The organism is Microcystis sp. LEGE 08355, assembly GCF_015207185.1.
GTDB classification, from domain to species: Bacteria; Cyanobacteriota; Cyanobacteriia; order Cyanobacteriales; family Microcystaceae; genus Microcystis; species Microcystis panniformis.
Map to the genome: position 1 here is coordinate 1 of NZ_JADEXI010000200.1, position 7,474 is coordinate 7,474.

General features: G+C 41.9%; 7 protein-coding genes and 1 pseudogene. 4 read left to right on the top strand and 4 right to left on the bottom strand.

All coding sequences use genetic code 11. The annotated features are described in order from the left end of the window. Nucleotides 1–102 precede the first annotated feature (102 nt). Entirely contained in the window at nucleotides 103–675 is a 573-nt protein-coding gene (locus IQ242_RS11755) for a DUF2808 domain-containing protein (protein ID WP_193960103.1), read from the top strand. 101 nt (nucleotides 676–776) lie between these two features. Here IQ242_RS11755 and IQ242_RS11760 read toward each other — a convergent pair whose 3' ends face one another. Beyond that, entirely contained in the window at nucleotides 777–1,421 is a 645-nt protein-coding gene (locus tag IQ242_RS11760) for a Uma2 family endonuclease (protein WP_193960098.1), read from the bottom strand. A gap of 552 nt (nucleotides 1,422–1,973) precedes the next feature. Here IQ242_RS11760 and IQ242_RS11765 point away from each other — a divergent pair. Beyond that, a complete protein-coding gene (locus IQ242_RS11765; RefSeq protein WP_193960099.1) occupies nucleotides 1,974–2,138 on the top strand; it encodes a metallothionein in 165 nt (54 codons plus the stop codon). A gap of 97 nt (nucleotides 2,139–2,235) precedes the next feature. Next, nucleotides 2,236–2,607, top strand: a complete 372-nt coding sequence (locus IQ242_RS11770) for a metalloregulator ArsR/SmtB family transcription factor (protein ID WP_036402413.1) — start codon at nucleotides 2,236–2,238, stop codon at nucleotides 2,605–2,607. Here IQ242_RS11770 and IQ242_RS11775 read toward each other — a convergent pair. Then, complete coding sequence (locus IQ242_RS11775; protein WP_193960100.1) at nucleotides 2,604–3,392, bottom strand: pentapeptide repeat-containing protein; 789 nt, start codon at nucleotides 3,390–3,392, stop codon at nucleotides 2,604–2,606. The two genes, IQ242_RS11770 and IQ242_RS11775, sit on opposite strands and share 4 nt — an antisense overlap. Before the next feature lie 201 nt (nucleotides 3,393–3,593). On the opposite strand from IQ242_RS11775, the gene IQ242_RS11780 reads away from it, so the two are divergent. Further along, on the top strand, nucleotides 3,594–6,656 hold the full coding sequence (locus tag IQ242_RS11780) for a DEAD/DEAH box helicase (protein ID WP_193960101.1): 3,063 nt from the start codon (nucleotides 3,594–3,596) through the stop codon (nucleotides 6,654–6,656). Nucleotides 6,657–6,788: 132 nt separating this feature from the next. On the opposite strand, the gene IQ242_RS11785 is transcribed toward IQ242_RS11780, so the two are convergent. Both IQ242_RS11785 and IQ242_RS11790 read right to left on the bottom strand, forming a co-directional pair. Beyond that, complete coding sequence (locus IQ242_RS11785) at nucleotides 6,789–7,031, bottom strand: AbrB/MazE/SpoVT family DNA-binding domain-containing protein (RefSeq protein ID WP_193960102.1); 243 nt, start codon at nucleotides 7,029–7,031, stop codon at nucleotides 6,789–6,791. 91 nt (nucleotides 7,032–7,122) lie between these two features. Further along, nucleotides 7,123–7,361, bottom strand: a pseudogene (locus tag IQ242_RS11790) (DUF2092 domain-containing protein); the annotation flags it as partial. Nucleotides 7,362–7,474 lie beyond the last annotated feature (113 nt).

The window sequence follows — 7,474 nt, forward strand, 5'->3', positions numbered from 1 at the left end:
GAAAAAAGCTGATCACTGATCACTGATAATGGCAAAGGTTTGGGGTTAAGTAAATTTGCTATAATTGCCCTTGACAATCAATATTTTATAGTAGCTTTTACCTTGATAATTCCTTTTTTGCCTTTAAAACAGACTGAAAGTCTATCTAAACTCGCTTTGATTGCTATACTCGCTTTTGATGCTTCTGTCTCTCTCGCAGGACAATTTCCCGATGGCAGAATATTTTTTGAGAGTTCTCCCACTCTGGTTAATTTCTCCGCTACTTTCCAATCCGTGCGTGCTTGGGGAGCAAAATACTATCTTACCATTGCTCTGCCGCCGTCCCTCGGGGCGCCCTTGGGCAAAGTAACTATACAACAGCAGCCTAATATTCAAACTATTGCTTTTCTTGGCGATCAAACTTTTGCTTTTCTTGGCGATCGCAATCAGCGAGGCGAAAAATTAACCCTAAAATCCACTACTTTTGACCCCAATACTCAGACGATTACGGTCATTTTTGATCCTCCTGTCCCCCCCGGTAATACCGTTTCCATCGGTCTGAAACCAGTACACAATCCCGATTATGGTGGTATCTATCAGTTTGGAATCACTGCTTATCCCCCCGGGGACAATTCTCCCGGATTAGCTCTAGGAGTCGGACGTTTAACAATTTACGATGCTGGCGATCGCTGGTAGGCCGTTCTGCATCTAAAAACAGCAATCAGTGAGCAGTAATCAGTGAGCAGTAAAAAGACAGTAGGAAACCTCAGTTCCCTGACTTCGTTCTTGATTTGAGGTCAAGGATTAAGCGTTTGCTTGACCCAAATTCGGAATTGTTTTAATGCCATGGCACTACCGATTTTTTGACTATTTTGTAGCGTTTCTGGAATTTTTTCTATTAGATTAAATTGAGAAAATAGTCGGCTTTGGGAAGATTCAACATATTCTGATCCTTGCAAAACACTGATTTCCAGTCTCTCTCCATTATATCGCCACAATTCAGGAACACCCAATCGCTCATAATTATTAAATCGGGTTCGCTTAGTAATATCAATTTCAATTGCTAAATCGGGAGGGGGATCAATAGCCAAATCAAGGCGCTTTTTTCCCCTGACAGCAGCACAATTTTCGATATAAAAAGACTCATCTGGTTCTATTCCTTGATCCATTTGTTGATTTTTAAAGGTTGTTGATCCGGCGGGTTCATAGTCTAACCCTAATTCATCTAGGAGAACTTTAACCAAATCCCCGATTAAAACTTTGGTATTTTCATGAATAAAAAGAGGAGTCATTGCTTCTAAAGTTCCCTGACTATAAGATAGACGAATTGACCGTCGATCTCCCAATTCGTCAAGAATTGTTTCATAATCTTGCCAAGTGAGTGAAGTTAACAACAGGCGATCGCCTGGGGTAACATTTAGTTGTTTTAATGCTAATAACATCAGAATTTGTCGGCTCAGTTGTTATAATTGGGCAGTTTAGTCAGTATTTAACTTTTTTCTACCTTAGATTATATTATATAGGGTTTGCTGAAAATTACTGGAAGCCTTGCTAGAAAACGGTTTTGGGACTTTTTTTGCCCAAAAAGTGCAATAAACAAAGGTTGAGAAATCGATCCGAGGGACTCAAAACCCTGGCACTTTCGCTCTTCGATTTCGGAGGGTTCCGCTTCCAGACCTGCGAGGTCATTCTGTTATTCTGACTTCTCCGACCGACGACCGACTACCGGCTACTGACTCCTAACCCCACCAATAAACTTTTTCAGCAGACCCTGTTTAATACTGCACACTTAAAAACTCACATCTGATAACTGTTAACTTACCCACTGATAACTGATCACTGATAACTGATCAAGGAGAACTTCCCACCTTATCCTTGAGATAACGGCCTCAACTTTCCCATCTGAGTTTTAGAAAAATTTAACTTTATTCAATCCATGAACATCTGTTCAGATGTTATACTAAAGTCAGTAAAGAAGTTCAGAGGTAGTAACCATGATCGCTGTCACCATGATGAAATGTGCTTGTGAATCCTGTTTGTGTGTAGTATCGATCGCCGATGCCATCAAAGAAAACGATCAATACTACTGTTCCCAAGCTTGTGCCGATGGTCACGTTAAAGGGAAAGGCTGTGGACACCAGGGCTGTCGTTGCGTTTAAATTTAGTTATTGGGGAGAAAGGGACAAGTATCGGCATTAAAGATTCGATCGATACCTCCCTTTCTCAACTTTTCCTTAAAACCGCTCGGGAAAAAACATGGCCATAGAGAAAATAGCACCGGTTTGTGGGGAATCCCATCACCAAGGGGCGAAATTCCAGCACTTGCAGGGATTAGAACTAGAAAAAGCCCAAAAAATGGCCGAATTTTTCAGCCTTTTGGGGGATGCCAACCGTCTCAGAATTTTATCGCTTTTAGCCAAACAAGAATTATGTGTTTGTGACTTAGCCGACGATTTAGGGATGAGTGAATCGGCCGTATCGCACCAGTTAAGAACCCTAAGAGCCTTAAGATTAGTTAAATACCAAAAACAGGGACGGAGAGTCTTTTATCGTCTTGCCGATCATCATGTCCTTGACCTTTATTACGCGGTCTCGGAACATTTAGAAGAGCCAGCGGACGAGGACTAAAACAGTCCCAAAGCGGGTAAAACAAACTGTAAGAGCAGAGAACCAATCCCCTGCACCATTTGGTCTAATTGAGCGTTGCCACCACCTTGTTCTTTCGGTTTTAGGGCGATTTCCATGCCTTTAATAAAATTCTCTGCTGCTTCGTAGCCGGGGGTATTACCTTGCCGTTGAAAGAGAGTCGAAGCCATTTGAGCATCCTGGGCCGCTAGAGCATTTTGTCCCAGACGATAGTGAGCCATGGACCGGGCTAGATAAGCTGGAGCATATTCTGAGTTAATTGTCAAGGCTTTATTAAAATTTTCTATGGCGGCGCTGGTGCGTCCCTGTTTTCCTTCCACCATCCCTAGGCCGTAGAATAGTTCAGGAGTACCAGCACTACTGGGAATTCCCACCGCACCCTGCACATAGGCAGTGTCTAGTTTAGTGTTGTCGAGGTTAGCATTGTTGAGATAAGCGCCCCTTAAATCCGCACCCGTCAAGATTGCCCCGCTTAAGTTCGCTCCAGTGAGATTAGCACCAAAGAAAGAAGCACCGGTTAAATTTGCTCCACTCAGATCCGCCCCACTTAAATTAGCTTGACTAAGATTAGCACCGACGAGATTGGCCCCATTTAATTTTGCCCCGACTAGATTCGATTGCACTAACCCCGAGCCGCTCAGATCGCATTGGGGACATTTTCGGGTGGATAATAATTGCTGTAGGTGGTTTAAATCTTCCCCATAACCAACTAGGGAGAAGTTCAGGGGAAGACTGAGGACGAGGGTTAAGGCGATCGATTTGTACATAGTTTAAAAAGAACTCTATTTATTCTTATTGATAATAACCATGCGATCGGGGCTAATCGCTGAACTAGATTTTGCTTGAGAAATCAGCCCTTGTCCACTAAAATAGGAGATTAGAGGCTCTTAAGGTCAGAAGAAGCGACAAAATCGAGATTTGTTACCTTTTCAACAGCAGGTTTTTTAGAGGAATTTCCCTATTTTATAATGACTACTCTACACGGTAATTGGCTGATTCGTTCGCAGGATAGTGTTTTTTTTCTTTGGGGTGAACAGTGGCAAGGGAAGGAATTAAGTGAAACAAAGGAAAATCATCCTTTTTGTCTAGAATCGGGGGCATTAGCCCAATTTATCGAGAAATTTTCCCCTCAGCTTAACCGCTATTCTCCAGAATCAATCAAGCTCAGTTTGCCTAGTTATTCCCCCCCTAGGAAAAAATTTTTTTTACCGCTGCTGTCCGGGCAAATTCTCGAACCCACAGCTAAATCCTTGTCTTGGCAACCATGGCAGGTATCGGGATTAACTTTTTCTGCGGGGATGATAGTACAGTTATGGGAAAAATTACCCCTAGCTAAGGCCGAATTTATCGGCAATGATCTACGATTTTGGCTGTATTTGCACCGTTGGAGTTTAGATTTATTAGCAAGGGGGAAATTTTTAGCAGGAATAAATCAAGGTAAAAGTTGCTGGTATCCGCTGCTAGATAGTACCATCGATCGCACTCGTTTAGCTAAGTTTGTCCAAACCATCCCCCCGGTCTGTCTTGCCTATCAAGAAAATAGCGAACCACAAACAATTATTCTCGATTGCTTAAAAAATATTGTCGATGCTCGTTTGCGACAAAAGATAGATAGTACTGTTAATATTTCCCCCTCATTGATGGTGAAACCCTGGCTACAATCTTTAAGCGGTGATCATCATGACATTGCTTTAGAAGCCAAGAATTTACAGCGTCTAGAAAATGCTTATAATAACTGGGTGTTTCCTATCCAAGAAAGTTTAGTTAATGGCAATAATCGCCAATTAATCGAGAATCAATACCGTGTTTGTTTATGTTTACAACCTCCCAGTCTAGGAACAGCGTGGAAACTTACCTATTATTTACAAGCGTTAGATGCTCCCGAATTTATCATTAGTGCCAAGTTGATTTGGTTAGAGGGCAAAGAAAGTTATCATAGTTATCAAAGAGTTGTCAATAATCCCCAGGAAATTCTCTTAAAAGGACTGGGACTAGCGGCGCGATTGTACGAACCGATTAGAATTAGTTTAGAGCAGAGACACCCGGAGGAATGTTCTCTTGATTCGATCGAAGTTTATCAGTTTATTCGCTCGATCGCTTGGCAATTGCAAGATCAGGGATTAGGGGTAATTTTACCAACGGGTTTAACTGCCGGTAGTAATGAACAAAGATTAGGAATTAAGATTGCTGCCAGTGTAACTCCCAAAAAAGGAGAAAGATTAAGTCTAACCAGTTTATTAAACTTTCAGCTTAAATTAGTGGTAGGGGAACAGGAAATATCGAAAAAAGATTTTGATAAGTTATTAGAGAAAAAATCGCCAGTGGTGGAAGTGGGAGGCAAATGGTTAATCCTACAGCCTACGGATGTCAAAGCAGCTCAGGCAATTTTAAATAATACCATCACTCCCCTGAATCTCTCGGTGGAAGATGCCCTGCGCTTGAGTTCAGGAGATAATAATCTAATTGCTAAACTGCCGGTAGTCAATTTCCACGCAGAGGGAGCCTTAAAGGAATTAATTGATAATTTAAATAACAATCAAGGGATTCAATTAATCAACCCACCCCAGGAATTTCGGGGAGAATTACGTCCCTATCAACTCAAGGGAGTTAGTTGGTTAGCTTTCCTAGAAAAGTGGGGTTTAGGTGCTTGTTTAGCCGATGATATGGGTTTAGGAAAAACCCCGCAATTAATCGCTTTTTTACTAGCATTAAAAGAAGAGGATATGTTAGTTAATCCCGTGTTAGTGGTGGCTCCCACTTCCGTGGTCAATAACTGGGAACATGAGTTAAGAAAATTTGCTCCCACCCTGACGGTTTTTGTGCATCATGGCGAAAAAAGATTAAAAGGTCAAGCTTTTGCTCAAGAGGTAAAAAATAAATCGGTTGTTATTACCAGTTATCCTTTAATCTATCGCGATCTGTCCAGTTTAGAAGCAGTACAATGGCAAGGGTTAGTTTTAGATGAAGCTCAAAATATTAAAAATTCTACGGCTAAACAATCCCAAGCAGTGCGAAAAATACCCGCAGGATTTCGGATTGCCTTGACGGGAACTCCCGTAGAAAATCGCCTGACAGAATTATGGTCAATTTTGGATTTTCTCAATCCCAATTTTTTAGGAACTCAAGCCTTTTTTCAGCGTCGTTTTGCCCTTCCTATTGAAAAATACGGCGATCAAGAATCCCTGCATAATTTGCGTTCTCTTGTCCGTCCTTTTATTTTAAGGAGATTAAAAACCGATAAAACTATTATTGAAGATTTACCAGAAAAACAGGAAATGAATGTCCTGTGTGGTTTATCAAAAGAACAGGGACAACTTTATCAACAATTAGTCGAGAAAACGCTCCAGAAAATTGAAGAAACCCAAGGAATTCAGAGACATGGATTAATTTTAACCTTGCTAATGCAACTCAAACAAATTTGTAATCATCCCGCCCATTTTTTGAAAGAAAATAGTTTAGAAACCAGTCAAAGATCGGGTAAATTATTACGCTTAGAAGCCATGGTAGAGGAAGTGATAGCAGAAGGAGATCGAGCTTTAATCTTTACACAATTTGCCGAGTGGGGAAAACTCCTACAAACCCATCTCCAGAAAAAATTAGCCGAGGAAATATTATTTCTCTCCGGTTCTACCAAAACAAAAGATCGGGTAGAAATGATCGAGCGCTTTCAAAATGATCCCCAAGGACCAAAGATTTTTATTCTCTCCCTGAAAGCAGGGGGAACAGGATTAAATTTAACCCGCGCTAATCACGTTTTTCATATCGATCGTTGGTGGAATCCAGCCGTAGAAAATCAGGCCACCGATCGCGCTTTCCGCATCGGACAAAAACGCAATGTTCAGGTACATAAATTCATCTGTACGGGAACCCTAGAGGAACGCATTAATGAGATGATCGAAAGCAAAAAACAATTAGCGGAACAAACCGTAGATGCTGGGGAAAATTGGTTAACCGAATTAGATACCGATCGCCTGCGAGATTTATTATTATTAGATCGATCGGCAATTATTGATGAAGAAGAAACCGATTAGAAGCGAACGACCTGATAAATCTGGGTTGGGTTCATAATTAATATCGCTCTTCTGGAACTTTTGAGAATGTCCCAATCAGAACAGAATCGGCTTAATTCTTCTGAGAACATCCTGGAGCAACTGGAATGTATGTCACCAAACCTCCTCTCCCATTGGCTGTCCCCAATCCACTTCCGGCTCCGGTGATTCAACAACCTCAGCCAGTAGTTCTTCGAGGCTTAACTCAGGCAAAGCTTGAATTACCTCAATTACTAGCTTTCCGTTTTCCACAGAACATTCAACAACGTCCTTAGGATTGAGGTTCAGTGCCGCCACCGCATACTTGGGAATCCGAATCGCTAAAGAATTACCCCAGCGTCCAATCTGCGACTTCATGATCCCACCTCGAATTCGTTAGATATTCAAAGTATATCAAAACGCTGATTTAGGGGAATACCGACGAGCGATCGCATTTTATGAACGGGGTTTACGGCGGGGATTGATTATCCCTAGCGGGTAGAAGTTCGATACGGATCGACTCTGATCCCGGTTGGAAAGTGAAAGTATCGGCGGGTGTACTGGGATTAAAATTCCAGTCGGATAATATTGCCGTGTACTGGGGTGAACCGGGTAGAGTTTTATAGGTGATAATCGCTTTCCTCAGTAGGGGGGGGCATCCTGCGTGACCCAGATTTGATAATCGCGATCGCTACCGATCAGCAGCAGTTGACATCCTCGCCGCCCTAAAAGTGCGGCGATTCCTAAACCTCACGATTTAAGTTTCTGCTTCCACCACCGTCGCATACCACAGTTAAAAAACCATGTACTGTCTTACACAG